The following is a 22,934-nucleotide window of genomic DNA, read 5'->3' as shown; positions in this document are numbered from 1 at the left end:
TGGATCCGTCAAGGGTTCCGGCGGAAGGTGGCCGAACCAGCACCGCTCCTCTTCCAACAGAGTCCAACAAGCCCTACCGTAAGCGCGCACGTGACACGTACCTGCAAACCCCCCATCTTCCGCGCGTACGGAGGAACGTAACGATGCGTCATCTCCCCGCCCGCACCACCCGCCGCAGAGTGGTCGGATCACTGACCGCAGCCCTGCTGTGCGCCGCCGGGCTTGCCGCACCCGCCGCCGCGGCGCGTGGCACCGCCGACCGGAGCGCCGCCGGGCCATCCTCGGACAGCCGCACCGCCGCCGAACCCGGCATGCGGCTCCCCGACGGACTGGCACTCACCCCTCCCATGGGCTTCAACAACTGGAACTCCACCCACTGCAGGGCCGAGTTCAATGAGGCGATGGTCAAGGGAATCGCGGACATCTTCGTCGAGAAGGGACTCAAGGAAGCCGGTTATCAGTACGTCAATCTCGACGACTGCTGGGCGCTTCCGCGGCGCGACGCGAACGGCAAGCTGGTGCCCGACCCGGCGCGTTTCCCGAACGGCATCAAAGCGGTCGCCGACTACGTCCACGCGAAGGGACTCAAACTCGGCATCTACACCAGCGCCGGCACCAAGACCTGCAACTCCGCCGGTTTTCCCGGGGCGCTCGGCCATGAGCGCAGCGATGCGCGGCAGTTCGCGGAGTGGGGCGTCGACTACCTCAAGTACGACAACTGCAACAACCAAGGTGTCGACGCCAGGCAGCGGTACACCGCCATGCGGGACGCCCTGAAAGCCGCCTCGGAGACCACCGGCCGACCCATCGTCTACAGCATCTGCGAATGGGGGGAGAACAAGCCCTGGGAGTGGGCTGCGGACGTCGGCCACCTGTGGCGGACCACCGGCGACATCAGCGACAGCTGGGGCTCCATGCTCTCGATCATGAAGCAGAACCTGCCCCTCGCCCCGCACGCGGGCCCCGGCCACTGGAACGATCCGGACATGCTGGAGGTCGGCAATGGCGGCATGACCGACGCCGAGTACCGCACACACTTCTCGATGTGGTCGATCATGGCCGCGCCGCTGCTCATCGGCTCCGACCTGCGCAAGGCCACCCCCGCCACCTTCGAGATCCTCGGCAACGACGAGGTGATCGCCGTCGACCAGGACCCGCTGGGCCGGCAGGGCGAGGTCGTCTCGTCGGAGGGCGGACGCTGGGTCGTCGCCAAGGAGATGGAGGACGGCAGCCGCGCCGTCGCCCTCTTCAACGAGACCGGCAGCCCCCGCTCCATCTCCACCACCGCGCAGGCGGTCGGTCTCCCCGGCGCCGAGGCGTACACGCTGCGCGACCTGTGGCGGCACAAGAGCTACAACACCGCGGGCCGCATCGCCGCGACCGTCCCGGCGCACGGCACCGTCCTGCTGCGCGTGGCGGCGGACGGCGACTGGGCCCACCTCCCGCCGGCCACCGAACTCGGCCTGGACGGAAGCCTGTTGACCGAGGCCGGCAAGTCCACGAAGTTGACCTCCACCGTCACCGACCTGGGCCGCTCGCCCGCACAGCGGGTCTCCGTATCGCTCGGCGCCCCATCGGGGTGGACGGTACGGGCCACCTCGCCGACCACCGCGAAGTCGCTGCGGACCGGCTCGACGCTGACCACGTCCTGGACTCTCACCGCGCCCGCGGGCACGCAACCGGGACCGTACGAGGTGCGGCTCCGGGCCACGTACCGTTCGCCCGATGGCGCACGCGCCGAGCAAGTGCTGCCGCTCACCGCCCGGGTGGTCGTCGCGCCGCCCGCGGGCAGCTCACCGCTGAGCGACCGGCCGTGGCTCTCGGCGGCCAACGGCTGGGGCCCCGTGGAGCGCGACACCAGCAACGGCGAACAGGAGCCCGGTGACGGATCGCCGCTCACCATTGGAGGGAAGAGGTACGCGAAGGGGCTCGGCGTCCATGCTGAGAGCGCCGTCGAGTACTACACCGGCCAAGCCTGCGAGAAGGTCACCGCGGAGGTCGGCCTCGACGACGAGAAAGCGGCGAAGGGCACGGTCGCCTTCGAGATCTGGGCGGACGGCAGGAAGGCCGCCTCGACCGGCGTACTCACCAACGCCATGCCCGCCCAGAAGCTGTCCGCGGACGTCAGCGGCGCCCGGGTCGTCCGCCTCGTCGCCACGGACGGCGGTGACGGCATCGACTCGGACCACGCCGACTGGGCGGAGGCCACGCTGAGCTGCTGAGAGCGGACCGCTGACGGGCAGGTGCGAGGCGCGGCGTCCCGGGCTCGGGCCACGCCGACTGGGCGGGGGCCACGCTGAGTTGCTGGGCGCGGACCGCTGACCGGCAGGTGCCGGGGTGCGGTGCTCCGGGCTTGAACCACGCCGACTGGGCGGGGGCCACGCTGAGTTGCTGGGCGCGGACCGCTGACCGGCAGGTGCCGGGGTGCGGTGCTCCGGGCTTGAACCAGGCCGACTGGGCGAACGTCACGCTGAGCTGCGACCGTGTCGTACCCGTCGGGAAGGGCGGCGACGTGGAGGTGGATCTGGGCGGCGCGCGCGGCGGTGACGAGCTCCTCGTCGGTGGCGTCCGGCTTGGCGAAGCGGACTGAGGGCGGACCGCTGACAGGCAGCCGGGAGGGGCAGCATTCCTGGCTCGGATCACCCCGACTGGGCGAACGCCACACTCAGCTGCTGACCTCAGACCGCTGACGGGCAGCCGCGCGGAAGGCGGTGCTCCGGGCTCGAACCACTCCGGCCAAGCGGACGCGGATGCTGAGCGCGGACCGCTGACCGGCAGCCGCGCGGAGGGCGGCGCCCCGGCCGAGGAGGCCGAAGCCGCCCGTCCTGCGTCCTCAGCCGCCCACCGCCGACCGTACCCCCACCGCCGCGCTCGGCTCGATGTCGAGTGCGGCGGCCGCGGCACCGACCAGCCCGGCATCCGTCCCCATCAGGGCGGGCGCCACGGTCAGCTGCCGCACGAAGGAGAGCGTGGCGTACTCCCGCAGGGCCCTGCGCAGCGGCGTGAAGAGCACGTCGCCCGCCTTTGCCACTCCCCCGCCGATCACCGCGATGTCGATCTCGACGAGCGTGGCCGTGGCGGCGATGCCCGCGGCGAGCGCCTGCGCCGCCCGCTTGAAGGAGGCGGTCGCGATCGGGTCCCCGGCGCGGGCGGCGGCGGCGACGGCGGCCGCCGAGGTGTCGCCGTCGGGGCCCGGGACCCAGCCGGCCTCCACGGCGCGGCGGGCGATGTTCGGGCCACTGGCTATCCGCTCGACGCAGCCGCGCGCGCCGCACGGGCAGGGGTCACCGTCGAGGTCCACGCTGATGTGACCGATGTGGCCCGCGTTGCCGGTGGGGCCCGGGTGGAGCTTGCCGTTGAGGACGAGGCCGCCGCCGACGCCGGTCGAGACGACCATGCAGAGTGCGTTGTCGTGGCCCCGGGCGGCGCCCTGCCAGTGCTCGGCCGCGGTCATCGCCACGCCGTCGCCGACCAGGGCGACGGGGAGGCCGCCGGTGGCCGCCCGGACCCGGTCGACCAGCGGGTAGCGGCGCCAGCCCGGGACGTTGACGGGGCTGACCGTGCCGGCCGACGCGTCCACGGGGCCCGCGCTGCCGATGCCCACGGCCCCGGCCCGGCCCCACAGTTCGCCTGCGGTCAGCTCCCCGAGCACCTCCTCGACCGCCCGCATCACCGTGTCGCCGTCCTCGCGCGCGGGCGTCGGCCGCTGGGCGCGCAGCAGGATCCGGCCGCGGCCGTCCACCAGGGCTCCGGCGATCTTGGTGCCGCCGATGTCGAGTGCGGCGACGAGGTCCATGTGCATCTGTGTCGGGTCTCCTGGTGTATCGGCAGGCCGGAGAGTGCGAAGGTCAGTCTCCCTTGCATCTGACAACGTTGTCCAGGCCCTATGCTCGACGCCACACGCTCACGGACGGCCCTGTGGAAGAACCGTGTACGCCCCGCGGGGACCCCGTGGACGACTTGGTGAACGACCTCATGGACGATCCCGTGAACGACCGCGTGGACGACTTCGTGGACGACAGGACAGGACAGCGCACCGTGGCCGAGACCGCCGCCCGACGACCCGAGAACCGTTACGGCAACCGGCCGACCATGAAGGACGTCGCCGCGCGCGCCGGGGTCGGCCTCAAGACCGTCTCCCGCGTCGTGAACGGCGAACCCGGCGTCACGCCCGACACCGAGCGCCGCGTCCAGGAGGCCATCGAGGCCCTCGGCTTCCGCCGCAACGACAGCGCACGCGTGCTGCGCAAGGGACGCACCGCGAGCATCGGCCTCGTCCTGGAGGACCTCGCCGACCCGTTTTACGGCCCCCTGAGCCGCGCCGTGGAGGAGGTGGCCCGGGCCCACGGGGCGCTGCTGATCAACGGGTCGAGCGCCGAGGACCCGGACCGGGAGCAGGAGCTGGTGCTCGCGCTGTGCGCGCGGCGGGTGGACGGGCTCGTGATCATCCCGGCCGGGGACGACCACCGCTATCTGGAGCCGGAGATCGCCGCCGGTGTGGCCACCGTCTTCGTCGACCGGCCCGCCGGGCGCATCGACGCCGATGTGGTGCTCTCCGACAGCTTCGGCGGCGCGCGGGACGGTGTCGCGCACCTCATCGCCCACGGCCACCGCCGCATCGGCTTCATCGGTGACCAGCCGCGCATCCACACCGCGATAGAGCGCCTGCGGGGGTACCGCGCCGCGATGGAGGACGCCGACATCCCCGTCGACGAGGCGTGGGTCTCGCTCGGCGTGACCGATCCGGAGCGGGTGCGCACGGCGGCCGAGACGATGCTCAGCGGCCCCGACCCGGTCACGGCGGTCTTCGCCGGCAACAACCGGGTGACCGTGACCGTCGTCCGCGTCCTGGCCGCGCTCGACCGACCCGTCGCGCTCGTCGGCTTCGACGACATCGAACTCGCCGATCTGCTGAACCCGGGGGTGACCGTCGTCGCGCAGGACGCGGCGCAGTTGGGCAGGACGGCGGCGGAGCGGCTGTTCCGGCAGCTCGACGGTGCGTCGGGGAAGCCGGAGCGGGTCGAGTTGCCGACGCGGCTCATCACGCGCGGCTCGGGCGAGCTGCCACCGGCGGGCTGAAGCCCACCGGTCCGGCGCGCGCCCGGCCGTCACTCCTCTCCGGGATCGCGTGCCGGATACCGCGGCGGCGGATGGAGGAGCGGACGATGCCGTTGCCCGTAGGCCCCCTCGGCACCAGCTCTGGCCGGCCTCCGGCGGGGCCGGCCAGAGCTGGTGCTGGGCACGCAGGCCCTGTCCCCGCCGGCCCCAACTCGCGCTGACGACGGCGGAGTCGACGTCCGCCCCCGGGACGGCCGGGTCCGTGAGCGGGAAACGGCTCAGGCGAGGTTGCCCGTGATGCGCTGGAGTACGGAGATCGCCGTCGCGTACTCCTCCTCCGTGATGTCACCGACGAGGTCCGCGCGCACCTGGGCCATGTGGCCCTTCGCTGTCGCGAGGCCCGCGTGGCCCTGGTCCGTGAGGGTGAGCCGGCCGTCTGTGTCGGCGGCCAGCCAGCCCCGGTGCAAGAGCGAGTCAGCGGCTTGGGCGATCACCTCGGCGCCGATGCCGTACGGCACGTCCACAGCACGGACTTCTTCCCTGGTCAGGCCGGACTCGGCCCGGACGATGTTGTTGAGCGCCCACCATTGGGGCTGGGTGAGGTCGACGCGTGCCAGCGCGGTCTGGGAGTGCCGCAGGATCGCCTCGGTGGCGTGCCAGGCGAAGAGGGCGATCGGGCGTTGGTCGGGTGTGGTGGTGCCGCTCTGTGGGGCATGTGTGGTGACGTTCTGCTTGGTGCTCACGTTGGTCATGATCATGAAGCTAGGACCTGAAGTGCGGTTGAGGTCAAGGCCCGTTCGGCTCCCGGTCCTGGTCGGGAGCCGTGTCGGGCCGGACCTCCTCTTTCGGCGCCCCGCCCCCCTCAGACCGTACTGAGAGGGTGCGCCGCCGTGGCGGAGCGCGGGGGCCAGGCTCTGGGGGCGAGGATGCCGAGGACGTAGGCGCGCGCGACGAGGGCGGGGCGGGTGGCGGCGCCCAGGAGCTGGCGCAGGCGGCTGAGGTGGTAGTCGACCGTCTGCCGCGAGAGGTTCAGGGAGCCGGCGATGTCGCTGTTGCTGCTCCCCTCCGCGAGGAGGGAGAGGATGCGGATCTGCGCTGCCGTCAGTGCCGGGTGTGCCTCGTGGGCGAGGCTCTGGTGGGTGACGACGGCCCACACGTGCCGGGCCCGGGCGGCGGTGTGGCCGACGGTCGTCAGGTGGAGCTGGGCGCGGCGCTGCCGCCCCTGGGCGTCGACGAGCACGGCGGAGGTCTCCACCCGTCTGGTGCGGCGGCTTATCAGACCGTGCCATCTGCGGTGCAGCCGGTCGAGGTCGGGGGCGGGCTCGGGGGCGAGCAGGGTGTGGGCGCGGCGGCCGACCAGGTCGGGCAGGCTGAGGTCGAAGAGTTCGGCCGCCGCCGTACTCGCCTCGACCACACGGCCGTTGGCGGAGAGCAGCGCGCAGGGCAGGCCGCTGTGGTCGCGCAGCGCCTGGAGGCTCTCCTCGGCCTCCTGGCGCTGGACCATGGTGCGCAGGTGGTCCGTGATGTCCACGTAGATTCCGGCGACGCAGGTCTGCGCGTTCTCCCGTACCGGGAAGCGGTGGCCGACGGCCTGGCCGGTGGTGCCGTCGGGACGGCGGTAGCCGAGGGTGTGGCGTACCGGAGCGCCCCGGGTGAGCACCTCCTGGTCGAGGGCGCGGAACCGGTCGGCCTCGGCGGGGGCGTCGAAGTCCTCGATGCGCTTGCCGGTGAGTTCGTCGGGGTGGATGCCGTAGAGGTGCGCGTAGGCGTGGTTGGCCCATAGGTAGCGTCCGTCCCGGTCCCGTATGAAGGCGGCGGCCGGGGCGAGGTCGACGAGGTCGGCGAAGGCGGCGTAGCGGCGCGGCGCCTCGGGGTGGGCGTCGACCTCCACCGCGAGACCCCGCGACCGGCTGCGGGCGCGGTTCTCGTCCAGGGGCCAGCTCACGTCGAAGGTTCGGCCGTCGAACCGGGCCTGCCACCGGCCCTCCTCGGGCCGGTGTCCCTGGGCCGAGAGTTCCTGGCGCATCCGGTCGAGGAAGCGCTGGGCCGTGCCGGTGTCGGCGAAGGCGCCGCCTCCCCTCTCCAGCACCTGCCACGGCTCGTCGACCTCCCACCAGAAGACGGGCAGGTGCTCGAGCAGTGCCTTGAGACTGGAAACGTCCACAGCGGTTTCTCCGTCCGTATACGACGAGTTGACGCATGGTCACCTCGCGATGGGTATCCCGTCCGGATCGCGCACATGCTCGGTTCTCGGCCGAAGTGGCGGCCGGTCCGCGGCTTTTCGTGGCGTTCCGGATGCCCCAATACGGCCTGCGACTCAGGCATTTGCCTGAGTCGCAGGCGCCTCTCGGGGGCCCGGGGACGCCTGCCGCCTGTTCCCCTTGAGTGTGCGGGTGAACACGCCCCGCGACGTACAGCCGGTGATCCCCCACGCTCTACGCGCGTCCCGGCCGTACGAGGACCTACACGCCGATCGGACGAATGGAGACGAACTTCAGTGAGCAAGGTGCTGCTAGTGCATGCCAAGGGTGGTCCGCCGCTCGGCCATGTCCTGTCCAGGACGGCCGCGAGGGCGGAAGTGCACCTGCTGGCGCTCAGCGCTCTTCCTCCCGCCGTCACGGGTGCCGCCCGGAGACTGTGCGCCTCGGTCGTGACACCCACCGACGCGCAACGCTCCGACCTGGTCTCCCTGATCGTCTCGCGGGCAGGGGCCGTGGGCGCGGACGCGGTGCTCACCTTCTCCGAGTACGCGGTCGTGGCCGTCGCCGAGGCGTGCGAGGCGCTCGGTCTGGCCGGGGCGGGCGGCGCGGCCGCGCTCGCCCGCGACAAGCGTCTGATGCGGCGCACGTGGCAGGAACACGGCCTGCCACAGCCTCAGTTCCGGCCGGTCGCCGAAGAGGCGGACCTGCACGAGGCGGCCGGAGACCTGCCGTTCCCGCTGCTCCTGAAGGCGGCCTGGAGCGCGGGCTCAACCGCCCACCAGATCATCCGCTCGCCGCACGAGGTGGCCGACGCCTGGCGCCGCTCCCGTGAAGTGATGACGGAATCGGCCCAGTTGGGCTACGCCGAGCTGCATGTTGCCGAGGCGAACGCGGACTTCGTGGTCGAGCAGATCGTGACCGGCACCGCGTCGGACTGGTTCGACGAGTCCGGCTGGGGCGACTACGTCAGCGTCGAGGGCGTCGTGGCCGACGGCACCTTCCGTCCCGTGTGCCTCAGCGGGCGGATGCCCACGGTTGAGCCGTTCACCGAGCGGGCGGGTATCACACCCGCCCTGCTGCCCGAGGACGCGCAGGAGCGGATCGTCGATCTCGCCCGGAAGTCCGTCGACGCCCTCGGGCTGCGCGACTGCGGAACGCACACGGAGATCAAGCTGGGTGCGGACGGCCACATGTGGCTCATCGAGACGGCGGCCCGGTTCGGCGGCGCGATGACGGTGCCGCAGATCGAGGAGGTCTTCGGGCTCGACCTCGTCGGCATGCTCGTCGACCAGCTCCTCGGCCGCCCGGTCGAGTGGCCCGAGCGGGCCCTCACCCCCGCCGAGGCGCGCGGCGCGGCCGGCTCCCTCGTCGTCCTCGCCGTCGACGGCGAGGGCAAGGCCTGGCAGGACCGCATGGTCTGGGACTTCCCCGCGGTCACGGCCGGTGTCCCGCTCAGCCCGGGCAGCAAGTTGTCGGTGGTGGCGGAGAGTTCGCTCACCGACGGCAGCGTCATACCGGTCTACGATCCGGCCGCCGGCGCCAACACCATGGCGGCCCTGTGCCTGCTCTCGGCCACCGACCCGCGGACCGTGCTCCGCGACTTCGAGACCCTGGTGGACGCACTCCCCCGGGTCCTGCCCGCCGTACGGCCCGAGGAGGTTTCCCGATGACCGCCCAGCTGTTCACCCACGCCGCCGAACCGGCCACGGACCGCACGGTGATCGGCGAGAACCTCTCCCTGCCGCTCTTCCGCACGCTCTCCGGGGTCCTCGCCGGCCACCCGTACCTCAAGGTGGTCGTCGACCGCGCCGAGAACACCTGGCATCTGCTCGACACCGCGGCGCACCCCTTCCACGTCAACTACATCGCCACCCACGTCCTCGGCATGGAACTGGCCGAACTCGACGCGGACCTGGACGCCTTCAACGCCTCCGTCTACATGGATCCGTGCCGCCGCTTCCTGCTCGGTGTGCTCTCCCTGCACACCGACGAGGACACGGAGGGCCGCGAGCGCACCTTCCTCGTCCTTGAGACGACCGAGGCCGACACCATGCACGGCGAACTGCTCGTGTTCTTCTACGAGTTCGTGCGGGAACGCGTGGACGGCAGGCTGCCGGTGCTGCTCAAGCCCGCCAACCACGGGCAGGAGGAGGAGCTTGCGGCCATCAGCGAGCTGCGGGTGCCGCGCATACTGAGCCATGAGCTCTTCGGGAACAGGACCCGGACGCCGCTGAACCCGGGCGAAGCCACCGGGCGGCTGCGGTTCTTCCGTACGCAGGAGGAGTACGCGGCGGCCGAGGCGGAGCTCGGCTGGGCGGACATCGTGGCGATGCCGTGTCTGCCGGACGACGTGCCCCGGGTGGCGGGGTTCCTCAACACCGCGCCGATCACCCCGCTTTCGCACACCAACGTCCTCGCCTCCGGCTGGGGCATACCCAACGCGATCGTGCGGGACCTGGAACAGCTCGTCGAGCGGTACGACCTGGACGGCGCGTGGGTGCGCTACCGGGTGCGCGAGGACGAGATCTCCCTGGAGCGACTCGACCACGCGCCGGAGCTGCGGGCCCCGGCCTGGCACCAGCAGCGCATCCGCCTCGAACCGCCCCTGCTCGGGGACTCCCCCGTACTGGCCCTGCACCGGCTGCGCAGTGCCGACCGGGACCGGTACGGCACCAAGGCGGCCAACCTCGGCGAGCTGCACCACGTGCTGGACAGCCGCACCGCCGACCTGACCGCCTTCTATGGTCGGCCGCGCCCGCCCCGTGAGGACCTGTACGGCCATCTCGCGGCACGGTTCGGTCTGGCCTCGCCCACCACCGCCGAACTGCGGTCGCGTGCTGCCGACTTCGTCGCCGATACGGTGGGCGCCCCGGAAGGCGTGGCGCTGCCCTTCGCGCTCCAGCAGCATTTCCTCGCCTCGTCCCCCGCCATCCAGCAGGGCATCGGCAAGCTCAAGATGGCGCTGGAACTCGACGCCACCGACGTCCTGGACTCGCTCTGCCTACAGCTCCAGCACCTGATCCGGCAGACCCCTGTCCCGGATTCGGTTACCCGGCAGATCAGTCAGGCCTTCCCCGCCGCGGCCGACCCGCGCGGACGCCTGGTGGTGCGCTCCTCGTCCAACGCCGAGGACCTGCCGGGTTTCTCCGCGGCGGGCGTCTACGACTCCGTCACCACTGTCCACGGCACCGGTGAACTCCTGGACGCCGTACGCCAGGTGTGGGCCTCCCTGGTCTCGCCCCGCAGCGTGCGCCTGCGCCACCAGGTCGGCATCTCCCTGGACGACACCTACATGGGCGTGATCGTCCAGGAGTACGTGCCCGCCTCGCTCGGCGGCGTCCTGGTGACCTGCAACCCGACGCGTCGCGAGGACTTCCGCAACGTGTACCTCAACTGCTCGCCCGGCTCCCCCGAGCAGGTGGTCGACGGCACGGTCCTGCCGCAGCAGTACCTGTACAACACGGTGGAGGGCGGCGGCCGTACGGTCGCCCTGGGCTCCTGGGGCAAGGCCCTGTCCGCGGCCACCCGCGCGCGGCTCGCCGACCTCTCCCTGACAGGCCGGCTGCTCCAATCCCACTTCAGCGGTTCGGAGTTGGGCGGCGCGGATGTCGACAAGCCGCTGGACATCGAGTGGCTCATGACCGAGCGGGGCGGCTTCCGGCTGGTCCAGATCCGCCCGTACGCGCTGTGAGCCCGCGACCAGGGCGACCGCGCCCCGGCAAGGAGGGCGCGCGGGGCCTGACGGACACCGCCCGCCGCATCATCCACCTCAACTACGGCTTCCAGCTGCTGTTCAACCTGCTGTGGTGGATGCCGGTGTTCTACGCCTACCAGAAGGCGGCCGGCCTCTCGGACGCCCAGATCTTCGGCATCCAGAGCATCTACTACGTCGCGTTCTGCCTCTTCGAGATCCCGACCGGGCTGATCGCCGACCGGATCGGCACCCGCAACTGCCTGCGCGCGGGCGCGGTGGTGATGACGGCGGCCAACCTGGCGCCCGTCTTCAGCGCCTCGTACACCGGGTTCCTCGTCCACTTCCTCGCCATCGCCGCGGGCCGCTCCCTCACCTCGGGCGCGGCGAGCGCCTATCTGTACGACGGGCTGCGGGCCGAGGAGTGCGACGAGCACTACCTGAAGGCGGAGGGCACGGCGCGGGCCCTCGGGCTGGCGGCGAAGGTGGTGTGCTGGCCCCTGGTCGGGCCGCTGATGTCGCTCGCCCACGCGGCTCCCTACGTGCTCAGTGCCGCCAGCGCGGCGGGCTCCCTCGCCTGCGCCATCGCGCTGCCCCGGCTCGCCGGGCAGGCGGGCGACGGTACGGGGAAGGCGTCCGAGCGGTCGGACGGCGGACGCAGGGGCGGCGCCTTCCTGCGGGACGCGGGCTCCGCGCTGCGCTGTGTCGTCTCCTCGCGGTGGCTGGCCCTGGTGATGGTGCAAGGCGTGGCGGTCTTCACGCTCTCCCGCATCTGCCAGGTCAACCTCTTCCAGCCGATCCTGCTCGACCACGGGATCGCGGAGGCCTCGCACGGCGGGGTGCTGGCCGCGATGACGGTGGCGGAGGCGGTCGCCTCGGCACGTCCCCAGTGGCTGAGCCGCCGCCTGCCGCCGGTCGCCTGGGTGTCGATCCTGAGCCTCGCGCTCGCGGGCACGCTGGCGGCGATGACGCTCGGCGGGCCGTGGGTCGTCGTCGCACTGCTCTGCCTGTTCGCCGCCGCGACGGGATTCGCGTACCCGGTCCAGCGCAAGCTGGTGAACGACGCGGTGCCCGCGCACGCCCCGCGCGCCACGCTGCTCTCCATCGAGAGCATCGTGGACCGGGCGGTGTGCGCCCTGGCCGCGGTCGCCGCCGGCGCCTATCTGTCGGCCGGGCAGCTCGACGCCCTGCTGTGGCACAGTGCGCTTGCGACGGCGGTCCTGCTCGGGGCGTTCCAACTGCTCCTGCGCAGCGGGGCGGTGAAGCGGGAACGGGCGTCCGCTCACGCCGCCCCCTCGCCGGAGCGGGACACGCGCCGTGCGGCGGCTGAGGCGGGTGACGACGAGGTCGGCGATGGCGTCCATGGCATCGATGACGCGACCCGACTGCCCGCCGGGGGCCGCGAGTCACGACCGCGCACCTAGGGGCTGTTCCGCCGAGGGCCGGGCTCTCTCCGCAGAGGGCCGGGCTCTCTGCCCCCGCCAGCCTTGCGATACATCGGGTGGAGTGGCGTCTCGGCCGTACTTGGTTGCTGAAGGCCGTCATCCGCCCTCCTCGCCCTCGGCGAGACGGCGACGCCACCACAGATCAGAGCGCCACTGTCGCTGATGGGCGAAGGGATCGGGCAAGGTGCGCCCGAGGTATGCGGTGTCCAGGAACCGCACGCGGCGCTTCAGCTCCAGGCGAGGTCGGGCAGGCAGTTCCTGGAGGACCCGTTCCAGCACGTCGCGTGCATGCCGCACGTCGTCGAAGGAACAACCGCGGCACGAGCACCGCGCGTACCGCGGATAGAGAGGGTCGCGTCTCTGCGGTGCCAGGAACTCTTGGTACCGCCGCAACGCGCGCCCAGTGGCGCCGGGGTAGACGTAATAGTCGCCCAGACGCCACTCCACCCGATGTATCGCAAGGCTGGTGGGGACAGAGAGCCCATGGATCTGGTCGAAGGACAGAACCTCCCAGGTACGCGGGCCACGCCCTTCGGCGCGCGCAGCACCCGGCCCTCTACGCGGCATCGGCCTTTCGGTATGCAGTCATGAAGGCCATCATGCCAGCGCGGCGCCGGGTCAGCGGGGCATGCGGCCGAGGAGTTCGATGAAGCCGACCGGGAGGTACGCGGGGCGGTGGGGCCGTGCGACCTGGTAGGGCACATAGCCGAGCGAGGCGGCGACATCGACTTCCTCGGCCGTCTCCGCCTGGTAGACGAGCCGGCAGTGGCCGGAGCCGGCCTTGGCGCGCTCCCAGAGGGCGGTGGCCGGTTTGCGTTCCGCCTCGGTGCGGGGGGTGAGGATGCGGTCGCCGAAGTCCTGCCAGGCGAAGGGGGTGGCGCCGCTCCACGCGGCGTCGACCTCCTTCTTCAGCCGGGCGGCGCGCTCGGCGTCGGTCGTGCCCCAGGCGGGCGGCACGTTGGTGATCAGGCCGATCCTGATGTGGTGGGCGCGCAGGGCGCGCAGGTACGAGGCCGCTCCGGGCCGGTAGCCGATCCCGCCGTCGTCGGAGGTGTGCACCAGGGTCTCGCCCAGGTCGAAGTAGACGACGGGGCAGCCGCGTTCGGTGCCCGTCCGGGCGGTGGAGGCCGTCGCCGAGCCGTCTCTCGCGTCCGGCGGTACCGCCGCGCCGGCCGGAGCGCAGAGTGCGGTGGACGCCAGGACCGCGCCGAGCGCGAGGGTCGTCCACACCGGGCCCCTGGGGGCGGATCTGTTCATGGCGTCGTCGCCCTTCTCCTTGCGCACCGGCGAGGGTGCGCGGATGTCCGGTCCATGACATACAGCCGCCGCAAGGTATCCCATCGACGGCCCGGGTGTCTGCTCAGCAGGTGGGAAGGCCGGGCAGCGGCTTGTCGTTGTCGCCGCCCTTGAGGTAGACGTCGCTGACGAAGACGCCGGTGTTGCCGCTGTCGTCGTCCGTCTTGGCCCACCAGACGTTCGTCCACTGTCCGTACGTCTCCCGGCGGCCCAGGTTCTGCTGGCAGTAGAAGTAGTTGGTGCCCGCGTTGAGGGTGCCGGCACGGGCGCCGCCCGCGGTGTAGGACGTCGCGGAGCGCCACACGTCGCAGTTGTACTTTCCGCCGCCCACCGGATGACAGACGGGGTCCGGCGCCGAGCCGCCCCCGCCGCCCGCCCCCTTGGTCGGCTTGGCGGTGGGGTCGGGACGCGAGGACGACGTGTCGCCGTCCTTGCCCTTGCCGTCACCCTTGGGCCGGCCCGCCGGGTCCTTGCCGCCCCTGTCGCCCTTGCCGTCCTTGTCGCCCTTTCCGGCGCCGGACGGCTCCGCGTGCGGTGCGCGTGACTTCTTGTCGCCCTGGCCGGAGGGCGCGGGGCGCTTCGACCCGCCGCCCAGCGGGCCGTTGCTGTCGTCATCCTGGGTCGAGCCCGCGCCTTCCGCCGCCACGTCCTGCCGCCTCTGCCCGTCGTCCTCCCCCTTGCCGTTGAGGGCGGCCACGGTGACGCCGGTCGCCGCGAGGACGACGGCCACCGCCACGGCGGCGAGCAGGGCTCGGCCGCGGCGCGGGCGCCGCGTGGCGCGGGTCTCCGCCCGGCTCGCGGGGGTGGCGGGGCCCTGCCGCTCCGCGTGGGAGGCGTGGGCCGCCGGTGATCCGGGAACAGGGGCCGGCCCCTGGTGCACCGGCGCGGGCGGCGGCGGCCCGAAGCCCGGCGGGGGTGCGCTCGGGATGCTGCGCTCCGTCGTTCCGTACGGCCCCGGGGCGGGGTCCCGTGGCGCGGGAGCGGCCGCGTGCCCGTGCGGCGCGGCCGCCACCTCCTCGAGCAGCAGCCGCGCACGGTCGGCGTCCGGGCGTGCCTGCGGGTCCTTGTCCATGAGGCGGCGCAGGACGGGCGTCAGTGCGCCGGAGCGCCGCGGCTCGGGCAGCGGGTCGACGACGATCGCGGTGAGCGTCGACCACGTCGACGTACGGCGGAAGGGCGAGGAGCCCTCCACCGCGGCGTACAGCGTGGCGCCGAGGGCCCAGACGTCGGAGGCCGGGCCCGGGTCGTTGCCCTGGGCGCGCTCGGGCGCCAAGTAGTCCAGCGAGCCGACCAGTTCGCCGCTGCGGGTCAGGTGGGTGGCCGAGCCGTCGCCGGGGTCGTCCATCGTGGCGATGCCGAAGTCGGTGAGGACGACGCGGCCGCCGGTCTCCAGGAGGATGTTGCCCGGCTTCACGTCGCGGTGCAGGACGCCCGCCCGGTGCGCGGCGGCCAGTGCCTCCATGACCTTGGCACCGATGGCGGCGGCCTCGCGGGGGTCGAGCGTGCCGCGGTCGCGCAGCACGTCGTCCAGGGAGGGGCCGTCGACGAGCTCCATGACGATGAGAGGCCGTCCCTCGACCTCCGCCACGTCGTGCACGGCGACGACTCCGGGGTGACGGACGCGGGCGGCGGCCCGTGCCTCGCGCTGCATCCGAAGGCGCAGGTCGTTCAGTTCCGGGCCCGCCGTGTCCGTGTACGTGCGCAGTTCCTTGACCGCGACCTCGCGGTGCAGCACCTCGTCGACGGCGCGCCACACGACGCCCATGCCGCCGCGGCCGAGCCGTGCGACGACGCGATAGCGCCCGGCGAGGAGTCTGCCGACCCCGTCCGTCTGTTCCTGGTCCCCCGAATGCACCGCTGCCCCGTTCCTGCGACTCCACTTCCGTGGCGTACAGAGTACGGGGCAGCTGTGACGGGCGGCGGCGGGTGTTACTTGCCCGAGACCGTGAGGTCGCCGCGGCGCGGGCCCGAGAAGCCCTGGAGGCGGGCCAGGGTGAGGCCGGTGAGGCGGGTCACCTCGCCCGCGTCGAGGGCGCCGCAGTCGAGGCCGCGCAGCAGGTAGCCGGCGAGGGCCTTGGCGGTGGCGGGCTCGTCGGCCACGCCACCGCCCTCGTGGTGGCCGGCGTAGGCGGCCAGACGTGCGGCGGCCGCCTCGAAGCCCTCGCGGTAGAACGCGAACACCGCGGCGTAGCGGGTGGGGATGTGGCCGGGGTGCATGTCCCAGCCCTGGTAGTAGGCGCGGGCCAGGGCGCGCCGGGTGAGGCCGTAGTGCAGCCGCCAGGCGTCGTGGACCTGCTCGGTGGTGCCGACGGGCAGGACGTTGGTGGAGCCGTCGGAGACGCGGACTCCGGTGCCGGCGGCGGCGACCTGCATGACGGCCTTGGCGTGGTCGGCGGCCGGGTGGTCGCTGGCCTGGTAGGCGGCGCTCACGCCGAGGCAGGCGCTGTAGTCGAAGGTGCCGTAGTGCAGGCCGGTGGCGCGGCCCTCGGCGGCCTGGATCATGCGGGCGACGGCGGCGGTGCCGTCGGTGGCGAGGATGGACTGGCTGGTCTCGATCTGGATCTCGAAGCCGATGCGGCCGTGCTCCAGGCCGCGCGCCTTCTCGAACTCCTCCAGGAGCCGCACCATCGCGGTGACCTGCTCCGGGTAGGTCACCTTGGGCAGCGTCAGGACGAGTCCGTCGGGGAGGCCGCCCGCCTCCATGAGGCCGGACAGGAAGATGTCGAGGGTGCGGATGCCGCGGTCGCGTACCGCCTCCTCCATGCACTTCATGCGGATGCCCATGTACGGGGCCGCGGTGCCGTCGCGGTAGGCCGCGGCGACGAGGCGGGCCGCGCGGGCGGCGTCCTGGTCCTCGTCGGCGCCCTTGTAGCCGTCCTCGAAGTCGATGCGCAGGTCTTCGATGGGCTCGCGTTCCAGCTTGGCGCGCACGCGCGTGTAGACGGCGTCGGCGAGGTCGCCCTGCAGGCCGAGGACGGCGGCGAAGGAGGCGGCGTCCGGGGCGTGCTCGTCGAGCATCGCCAGGGCCTTGTCGCCCCACGTGCGCAGCGAGTCCGCGGTGAACTGCTCGCCGGGGACGTACACGGTGTGGACGGGCTGGCGGGTGCCGGGGTCTCCGGGGTAGCGGCGGGCGAGCTCCGCGTCCACGGGGGCGAGGGAAGCGCTGATGCCCTCGCTGACCGCGCCGGCGAGGCTCGTCGCCACCTTCTCTTGCTGACCCATTCCTGCATCCTCCACACGCTCGGTGCCGCGCCCGGCATTTCCGCTCCACGGAATCAACAATCCGTATAGCGAAGTTATCCGTGAGCTTCGTGCTGGTCAACACCTTCCCTTGTGCTGCATCCGTAGCCGACCGCGCGGCTTCACGCGTGTCCCGGTCACCCCGGGCGGCGGTTACCGACAGTGTGGCGGCGCCCCCTCCACACGCGTGTGCCCGGCACGGGCCGCGCAGCCGTACCCAAGGAGACCTGTGCCGACCGTCCCGTCCTTCTCGCGCCGCTCCGGTCTGCGCGCGCTCGCCGCGGCCGCGGCGGCTCTCCCTCTCGCCGGCACGGCTCTCTCCGCGCCTCCGGCGTACGCCGCGGCCGCGCCCGAGGCGCGTCTGGATGTCATGTCGTTCAACCTGCGCTACGCGAGCGCCAAGCCGCCGCACACCTGGGCCGAGCGCCGCCCGGTGATGCGGGAGTTGCTGCTGCGCGCCAAGCCGCACGTCATCGGCAGCCAAGAGGGCCTGTACTCGCAGCTGCAGGACATCCAGGCCGACATCGGCGCGGAGTACGACTGGGTCGGTACGGGCACCGGCGGCGGCAGCCGCGACGAGTTCATGGCCGTCTTCTACGACACCCGGAGACTGGTCCCGCTGGAGTTCGAGCACTTCTGGCTCTCCGACACCCCGAACGTGATCGCGTCCAACACCTGGGGCGGCGCCGCGGTCCGCATGGTCACCTGGGTGCGCTTCCGCGACCTGATCACGGGCGGCGGGCTCTACGTCCTCAACACGCATCTGGACCACGTCAGCCAGAACTCCCGCGCCCGTTCGGCCACCCTGATCGCCGAGCGGATCGGCCGGCTCGACGCGTCGCTGCCGCTCGTCGTGACGGGCGACTTCAACGCGGCGGCCCACGACAACCCCGCGTACGACACGCTGCTGGCCGCCGGCCTCGTCGACACCTGGGACGCGGCCAAGGAGCGCGGCAAGGCGTACGGCACCTTCCACGGCTACAACCCGCCCGTGCCGGACGCCGCCCGCATCGACTGGATCCTGACGAGGCCGAGCGCGCAGGTCCATTCGGCGTCGGTGAACACGTTCACGCTGGGCGGGGAGTACCCGAGCGACCATCTGCCGGTGCAGGCGAGCCTGACGCTCTGACGCGGCGAGGCCCTCGCCTCCGCGCACGGCGGGGACGAGGGCCTCGGACACCCGACGGGCTCAGCCCTTGCGGGACTTGACCTCTTCGGTGAGGGCGGGGACGACCTCGAAGAGGTCGCCGACCACGCCGTAGTCGACCAGGTCGAAGATCGGGGCCTCGGCGTCCTTGTTGATGGCCACGATGGTCTTCGAGGTCTGCATGCCGGCGCGGTGCTGGATCGCGCCGGAGATGCCGGAGGCGATGTACAGCTGCGGGGAGACCGACTTGCCGGTCTGGCCCACCTGGTTGGAGTGCGGGTACCAGCCGGCGTCGACGGCGGCGCGCGAGGCGCCGACGGCGGCACCGAGCGAGTCGGCGAGCGCCTCGATGATCGCGAAGTTCTCGGCGCCGTTGACGCCGCGGCCGCCGGAGACCACGATCGCGGCCTCGGTCAGCTCGGGGCGGCCCGTCGACTCGCGCGGGGTGCGCGAGACGACCTTGGTGCCGGTGGCCTTCTCGGAGAACGAGACCGTGAGGGCCTCGACGGTGCCCGCGGCGGGGGCGGCCTCCACGGCGGCCGAGTTCGGCTTGACCGTGATGACCGGGGTGCCCTTGGAGACACGGGACTTGGTGGTGTACGAGGCGGCGAACGCGGACTGCGTGGCCACCGGGCCCTCGTCGCCGGCCTCGAGGTCGACGGCGTCGGTGATGATGCCGGAGCCGATGCGGACCGCGAGGCGGGCCGCGATCTCCTTGGCCTCGGCGGAGGAGGGCACGAGCACGGCGGCCGGGGAGACGGCCTCGTACGCGGCCTGCAGCGCGTCCACCTTGGGCACGACGAGGTAGTCGGCGAACTCGGGGGCGTCGGCGGTGAGGACCTTGACCGCGCCGTGCTCGGCGAGCGTGGCGGCGGTGGCCTCGGCGCCGGGGCCGAGGGCGACGGCGACGGGCTCGCCGACGCGGCGGGCCAGGGTCAGCAGCTCCAGGGTGGGCTTGCGGACGGCGCCGTCCACGTGGTCGACGTAGACGAGAACTTCAGCCATGGGACTTCAATCTCCTGCGATTACGAAGAAGTTGGGGCGGTTGAGGGGGTGACTGAAGCTCAGATGAACTTCTGGCCCGCGAGGTACTCGGCCAGCTGCTTGCCGCCCTCGCCCTCGTCCTTGACGATCGTGCCGGCCGTGCGGGCCGGACGCTCGGCGGCGGAGTCGACCTTGGTCCAGGCACCCTCGAGGCCGACCTCTTCGGCGTCGAGGTCCAGGTCGTCCAGGTCGAGCGACTCCACCGGCTTCTTCTTGGCGGCCATGATGCCCTTGAAGGACGGGTAGCGGGCCTCGCCCGACTGGTCCGTCACGGACACGACGGCCGGCAGGGACGCCTCGAGCTGCTCGCTGGCGGCGTCGCCGTCGCGGCGGCCCTTGACGGTGCCGTCCTCGACGGAGACCTCGGAGAGCAGCGTGACCTGCGGGACGCCGAGGCGCTCCGCGAGGATCGCGGGCAGCACGCCCATGGTGCCGTCGGTGGAGGCCATACCGGCGATGACCAGGTCGTAACCGGTCTTCTCGATGGCCTTGGCGAGCACCAGCGAGGTGCCCATCACGTCGGAGCCGTGCAGGTCGTCGTCCTCGACGTGGACGGCCTTGTCGGCGCCCATGGAGAGCGCCTTGCGCAGCGCGTCCTTGGCGTCCTCGGGACCGACGGTCAGGACGGTGACCTCCGCGTCGTCGGCCTCGTCGGCGATCTGCAGCGCCTGCTCGACGGCGTACTCGTCGAGCTCCGACAGCAGGCCGTCGACGTCGTCGCGGTCGACGGTCAGGTCATCGGCGAAGTGCCGGTCGCCGGTGGCGTCGGGCACGTACTTCACACAGACAACGATCCTCAAGCTCACGCCGGCTCTCCTACTGCATCGTCTTTACTGGGCTGCTGCCTCGGCTGGTGGCCACTGCCTTCTTGCAGGCAGCATAGGCGCCTGAAGCGGCGGATCCCGGTCGGGGCGGCCCGCGCTCCGATCGAAATATTACTCATGAGTACACCCAGTTCATTCCCGCTGAGCAAGCGCTTTGAACTGTGACCTTCCCAACGCTCCGTAATCGGGCCTGAGCGCCGCCCACCGGGAACTCTCAGTCGCGCAGCGCGTTGAAGCGCCCCTGGTGGTACAGGAGGGGGCGGCCCTCTTCGGAGCCGTCGCCCACGACGGCCTCCGCCAGCACGATCCGATGGTCCCCCGCGGGCACGCGCGCGACGATCCGGCAGACCAGCCAGGCGAGCGCCCCGTCGAGCACGGGCACCCCCTCGGGCCCCTCGCGCCACCGCGTGGGCGCGCCGAAGCGGTCGGCTCCGCTGCGCGCGAACGTGCCGGCGAGCTCCTGCTGGTGCTCGCCGAGTATGTGGACGCCGACGTGCCGGGCCTCGGAGACCACGGGCCAGCTGGAGGAGCCCGTGCCGATGCCGAACGAGACCATCGGCGGCTCGGCGGAGACCGAGGTGAGCGAGGTGGCGGTGAAGCCGACGGGGTGGGAGCCCCGGGCGGCGGTGATCACGGCGACACCCGCGGCGTGCTGCCGGAAGACCGAGCGCAGCAGGTCGGGGGTGGCGAGCCGGGGGGCGCTGAGGGCTGACGATGCCGTCATGGAGTTGTCCTTCTGCCGGAGGTGCGAGCGAAGACGTCGGGGCTCAGGACCGCGGACAGCGCGCGCTGGCGTGGCGGGCGAGGTCCAGGTGGACGCGCTCGTACAGAAGGAGATCGCGGGGCATGAGAGCAGGCTCGCGACAGCTGCCGCATGCAGTCAAGTCCTTTCCCGGAGATGAAAGATGCGTCACGATCTTCGCTCCCCGCACCTGGCGTGACCTGCGGAGCAGTCCGTCACAGGGCCTCCCCGAGCGCGGCGATGACATCGGCCTTGCGCGGCTGGCCCGCGGCGCGGCGCACCACGTGTCCGGCCGCGTCCAGGACGAGGACGGTAGGTGTCTTCTCGACGCGCAGCTCCCGTACGAGTTCGAGCCGGGCCTCGGCGTCGATCTCCACGTGGGAGACCCCTGGCACCAGGGCGGCCACCTCCGCGAGGACTCTGCGTGTCGCCCGGCAAGGCTGGCAGAAGGCGCTGGAGAACTGCACGAGCGTCGCCCGCGCCCCCAGCCGCTCCCCGATGTCCGCCGCGCCGAGCCGCCGCCCGGTCCCGCCTCCTGGCACCTGTACCTCCCGCCCCATGGGCCTCGTTCCGCTGCCTCCCCGGTACAGCATGCGGGGCGCCCGGAACATTCCTACGTGACGAGAATCTCGCGGATCCGGGGCACCAAGGCTGGTCAGCCGTCCGTTCTTGGGGCACGATCTGCGCAACGCCGAAAAACCTACGGCTGCGTAACCTCCCGCCGGGAGCCCCCTCCCCAGGCAGAAACGAAGGGCCCTCCCCACCCATGGCAGAGCTTGTTTACCGTCCGGTCATCGGTGCCGCGAAAACCCTGTTCAAGGCATGGGACCTGAAGATCGACTGCAAGGGGTCGGAGAACATCCCACGCTCCGGCGGTGCGGTCCTGGTGAGCAATCACATCAGCTATCTCGACTTCATCTTCGACGGTCTCGCCGCCCTTCCGCAGAAGCGTCTGGTGCGCTTCATGGCGAAGGAATCGGTGTTCCGGCACAAGATCTCGGGTCCGCTGATGCGTGGGATGAAGCACATCCCCGTCGACCGCAAGCAGGGCGAGGCCGCCTACGCGCACGCCCTGGACTCGCTGCGTTCCGGGGAGATCATCGGGGTCTTCCCCGAGGCGACGATCTCGCAGTCGTTCACGCTGAAGACGTTCAAATCCGGCGCCGCGCGCCTGGCCCAGGAGGCCGGGGTGCCGTTGATCCCGATGGCCCTGTGGGGCACGCAGCGGCTGTGGACCAAGGGGCACCCCCGCAACTTCAAGCGCAGCCACCTGCCGATCACGATCCGTGTCGGCGAGCCGGTGGAGGCGCCCAAGGACCAGTACGCGGGCGCGATCACGCGGCGCCTGCGCGAGCGCTGCCAGGAGCTCCTGGAGGCCGCGCAGCGCGCGTACCCGGTGCGCCCCAAGGGTCCGGACGACACGTGGTGGATGCCGGCGCACCTCGGTGGCACGGCGCCCACCCCGGCCGAGGTGAAGGCCGCCGAGGCGACCTGACCGGCCGCTTCGTCATCGACCCCTTCGTCACCGGCCCCTTCGTCACCGGCCCCTTCGTCATTGCGGCGCGCGGACGGTGATCCGCGCGCCGGGGGCGCATTTCTCCAGGAGCTCGGCGAGTTCGGCGCCCGCGACCTCGAGCCCGGCGCCCGGCCCCATGCCCTCCAGGAGGAAGACCGCGTTCACGGAGCCCTCGGTGAGGCGGGTGCGAGGGCCCCGGCGCCAGTTCCAGCGGCGGCAGGTGACGCGCTCGTCGTCGCACCAGACGACCTCGCCCGCCTCGGGGTGCTCGACGGTCCGCTCCCCCGCGGCGGCGGTGACGAACTCCTCGTCGCCGGTGGCCCGCACCAGGCGCATGCCGCCCTTGATCAGGTCCAGGTCCTCGCCGCCGACCGGGATCAGGTGGGCCACGCTGACCGCGTTGTAGAGGTCGACGAGGGTGTTGATCCTGGGCAGGCCGCCGGCGGTGAGCGTCCGCCTGGCCAGGGCCTCGGCGGAGTTGCGGGTACGGGAGGGCTTCGCGCCGAACGCCTGGTAGGCGGCGCGCCAGGCGGCCATGTGCGGGTCCTCGTGCGGGGCGCGACCGTCGAGGCGTACGGCGAGCCGGCGGGCGGCGTCGTCGAGCAGGGCCGACGTGGCGTCGGTGCTGGGGCCGTTGACGAGTCCGCGGGCCTCGATCACGAGGTGGGTGAAGCCGGGCGCGAGGGCGCGCACGTCGTCGGAGACGGTCGGATCGAAGGTCATGGTCCGT

Annotated in this window: 20 protein-coding genes; 8 read left to right on the top strand and 12 right to left on the bottom strand. The window is 72.2% G+C overall.

The window, feature by feature from the left end:
• The first annotated feature begins 143 nt into the window (after nt 1-143).
• Together ACZ7DY_RS15700 and ACZ7DY_RS15695 are read left to right on the top strand one after the other, a co-directional pair.
• Nucleotides 144-2,222, top strand: a complete 2,079-nt coding sequence (locus ACZ7DY_RS15700) for an NPCBM/NEW2 domain-containing protein (protein WP_471135149.1) — start codon at nt 144-146, stop codon at nt 2,220-2,222.
• A gap of 218 nt (nt 2,223-2,440) precedes the next feature.
• Nucleotides 2,441-2,590, top strand: coding sequence for a hypothetical protein (locus ACZ7DY_RS15695; RefSeq protein ID WP_471136727.1), 150 nt, complete (start codon nt 2,441-2,443; stop codon nt 2,588-2,590).
• 243 nt (nt 2,591-2,833) lie between these two features.
• Here the strand turns inward: ACZ7DY_RS15695 and ACZ7DY_RS15690 are convergent, their stop codons facing one another.
• Complete coding sequence (locus ACZ7DY_RS15690; protein ID WP_471135146.1) at nt 2,834-3,802, bottom strand: ROK family protein; 969 nt, start codon at nt 3,800-3,802, stop codon at nt 2,834-2,836.
• Between the two features lie 236 nt (nt 3,803-4,038).
• On the opposite strand from ACZ7DY_RS15690, the gene ACZ7DY_RS15685 reads away from it, so the two are divergent.
• Complete coding sequence (locus ACZ7DY_RS15685) at nt 4,039-5,079, top strand: LacI family DNA-binding transcriptional regulator (protein WP_471136664.1); 1,041 nt, start codon at nt 4,039-4,041, stop codon at nt 5,077-5,079.
• Nucleotides 5,080-5,336: 257 nt separating this feature from the next.
• Here ACZ7DY_RS15685 and ACZ7DY_RS15680 read toward each other — a convergent pair whose 3' ends face one another.
• Both ACZ7DY_RS15680 and ACZ7DY_RS15675 read right to left on the bottom strand, forming a co-directional pair.
• Complete coding sequence (locus ACZ7DY_RS15680) at nt 5,337-5,810, bottom strand: MarR family winged helix-turn-helix transcriptional regulator (RefSeq protein WP_471135144.1); 474 nt, start codon at nt 5,808-5,810, stop codon at nt 5,337-5,339.
• A 110-nt stretch (nt 5,811-5,920) separates the two neighbouring features.
• On the bottom strand, nt 5,921-7,222 hold the full coding sequence (locus ACZ7DY_RS15675; RefSeq protein WP_471135141.1) for a PAS domain S-box protein: 1,302 nt from the start codon (nt 7,220-7,222) through the stop codon (nt 5,921-5,923).
• 342 nt (nt 7,223-7,564) lie between these two features.
• On the opposite strand from ACZ7DY_RS15675, the gene ACZ7DY_RS15670 reads away from it, so the two are divergent.
• From ACZ7DY_RS15670 to ACZ7DY_RS15660, 3 genes are read left to right on the top strand one after another with little or no spacing between them, the layout of a single operon-like run.
• Complete coding sequence (locus ACZ7DY_RS15670) at nt 7,565-8,929, top strand: ATP-grasp domain-containing protein (protein ID WP_471135139.1); 1,365 nt, start codon at nt 7,565-7,567, stop codon at nt 8,927-8,929.
• On the top strand, nt 8,926-10,950 hold the full coding sequence (locus tag ACZ7DY_RS15665) for a PEP/pyruvate-binding domain-containing protein (protein WP_471135137.1): 2,025 nt from the start codon (nt 8,926-8,928) through the stop codon (nt 10,948-10,950). Before ACZ7DY_RS15670 ends, ACZ7DY_RS15665 begins: the two co-directional genes overlap by 4 nt.
• Nucleotides 10,947-12,374 (top strand): MFS transporter, encoded by a 1,428-nt coding sequence (locus tag ACZ7DY_RS15660; protein WP_471135134.1) that lies wholly within the window; start codon nt 10,947-10,949, stop codon nt 12,372-12,374. Before ACZ7DY_RS15665 ends, ACZ7DY_RS15660 begins: the two co-directional genes overlap by 4 nt.
• 117 nt (nt 12,375-12,491) lie before the next feature.
• On the opposite strand, the gene ACZ7DY_RS15655 is transcribed toward ACZ7DY_RS15660, so the two are convergent.
• From ACZ7DY_RS15655 to ACZ7DY_RS15640, 4 genes are all read right to left on the bottom strand, one after another.
• The gene (locus tag ACZ7DY_RS15655; RefSeq protein ID WP_471135131.1) at nt 12,492-12,692 is read right to left on the bottom strand and encodes a hypothetical protein; all 201 of its coding nucleotides are present in this window, start codon (nt 12,690-12,692) and stop codon (nt 12,492-12,494) included.
• A gap of 321 nt (nt 12,693-13,013) precedes the next feature.
• On the bottom strand, nt 13,014-13,652 hold the full coding sequence (locus ACZ7DY_RS15650) for an HAD family hydrolase (RefSeq protein ID WP_471135128.1): 639 nt from the start codon (nt 13,650-13,652) through the stop codon (nt 13,014-13,016).
• A gap of 103 nt (nt 13,653-13,755) precedes the next feature.
• A complete protein-coding gene (locus ACZ7DY_RS15645) occupies nt 13,756-15,546 on the bottom strand; it encodes a serine/threonine-protein kinase (protein ID WP_471135126.1) in 1,791 nt (596 codons plus the stop codon).
• A gap of 74 nt (nt 15,547-15,620) precedes the next feature.
• Nucleotides 15,621-16,913 carry a DUF6986 family protein gene (locus ACZ7DY_RS15640; protein WP_471135124.1) on the bottom strand — a complete coding sequence of 431 codons (1,293 nt, stop codon included), beginning with the start codon at nt 16,911-16,913 and terminating at the stop codon, nt 15,621-15,623.
• 247 nt (nt 16,914-17,160) lie between these two features.
• Between ACZ7DY_RS15640 and ACZ7DY_RS15635 the strand changes: the two genes are divergently transcribed.
• The gene (locus ACZ7DY_RS15635) at nt 17,161-18,060 is read left to right on the top strand and encodes an endonuclease/exonuclease/phosphatase family protein (protein WP_471135121.1); all 900 of its coding nucleotides are present in this window, start codon (nt 17,161-17,163) and stop codon (nt 18,058-18,060) included.
• Nucleotides 18,061-18,120: 60 nt separating this feature from the next.
• Here the strand turns inward: ACZ7DY_RS15635 and ACZ7DY_RS15630 are convergent, their stop codons facing one another.
• The 4 genes from ACZ7DY_RS15630 to ACZ7DY_RS15615 all read right to left on the bottom strand — a co-directional run bounded on the left by ACZ7DY_RS15630 (nt 18,121) and on the right by ACZ7DY_RS15615 (nt 21,248).
• Nucleotides 18,121-19,083, bottom strand: coding sequence for an electron transfer flavoprotein subunit alpha/FixB family protein (locus ACZ7DY_RS15630; RefSeq protein ID WP_471135120.1), 963 nt, complete (start codon nt 19,081-19,083; stop codon nt 18,121-18,123).
• A gap of 59 nt (nt 19,084-19,142) precedes the next feature.
• Nucleotides 19,143-19,928, bottom strand: a complete 786-nt coding sequence (locus ACZ7DY_RS15625; protein WP_471135118.1) for an electron transfer flavoprotein subunit beta/FixA family protein — start codon at nt 19,926-19,928, stop codon at nt 19,143-19,145.
• A 232-nt stretch (nt 19,929-20,160) separates the two neighbouring features.
• Nucleotides 20,161-20,670, bottom strand: a complete 510-nt coding sequence (locus ACZ7DY_RS15620; RefSeq protein ID WP_471135116.1) for a flavin reductase family protein — start codon at nt 20,668-20,670, stop codon at nt 20,161-20,163.
• A gap of 233 nt (nt 20,671-20,903) precedes the next feature.
• A complete protein-coding gene (locus ACZ7DY_RS15615; protein WP_471135113.1) occupies nt 20,904-21,248 on the bottom strand; it encodes a thioredoxin family protein in 345 nt (114 codons plus the stop codon).
• 206 nt (nt 21,249-21,454) lie between these two features.
• Between ACZ7DY_RS15615 and ACZ7DY_RS15610 the strand changes: the two genes are divergently transcribed.
• Entirely contained in the window at nt 21,455-22,183 is a 729-nt protein-coding gene (locus ACZ7DY_RS15610) for a lysophospholipid acyltransferase family protein (protein WP_471135111.1), read from the top strand.
• Nucleotides 22,184-22,240: 57 nt separating this feature from the next.
• On the opposite strand, the gene ACZ7DY_RS15605 is transcribed toward ACZ7DY_RS15610, so the two are convergent.
• Nucleotides 22,241-22,927 carry a B3/B4 domain-containing protein gene (locus tag ACZ7DY_RS15605; protein ID WP_471135109.1) on the bottom strand — a complete coding sequence of 229 codons (687 nt, stop codon included), beginning with the start codon at nt 22,925-22,927 and terminating at the stop codon, nt 22,241-22,243.
• Between the last annotated feature and the right edge of the window lie 7 nt (nt 22,928-22,934).

The organism is Streptomyces sp. NPDC037013, assembly GCF_055607265.1.
Note: the sequence above shows the minus strand (reverse complement) of the source record. Positions and strands in the feature narration are given on the sequence as shown.